Annotated in this window: 1 protein-coding gene; it reads left to right on the forward strand. The window is 64.5% G+C overall.

Features of this window, described 5'->3' with window-relative positions; translation table 11 throughout:
- Nucleotides 1-372, forward strand: a 372-nt coding sequence (locus QWI17_RS00795) for an ATP-binding cassette domain-containing protein (protein WP_302720587.1), incomplete at both ends; no start/stop codon positions are given.

The following is a 372-nucleotide window of genomic DNA, read 5'->3' on the forward strand; positions in this document are numbered from 1 at the left end:
CGGCTATACCGCCTTCGAGCGCACCCGTGCCGAACGCCTGGCGCAACAGCAACAGGCCTACGAGAAGCAGCAGGCGCAGCGCGCGCACATGGAAAAGTACATCGCCCGCTTCAAGGCCCAGGCCACCAAGGCGCGCCAGGCGCAGAGCCGGATCAAAGCCCTGGAGCGCATGGAGGAGCTGTCGGCGGCGCACGTCGATTCGCCATTTGACTTCGTCTTCCGCGAGTCGCAGAAAATTTCCAGCCCGCTGTTGAGCATGTCCGAAGGCCGCCTGGGGTATGGCGACAAAGCCATCCTCGACAAGGTCAAGCTGCAACTCACCCCGGGCGCGCGTATTGGCCTGCTCGGCCCGAATGGCGCAGGCAAGTCGAC

Origin of the sequence: Gilvimarinus gilvus, assembly GCF_030518155.1 — a bacterium.
Classification (GTDB): Bacteria; Pseudomonadota; Gammaproteobacteria; order Pseudomonadales; family Cellvibrionaceae; genus Gilvimarinus; species Gilvimarinus gilvus.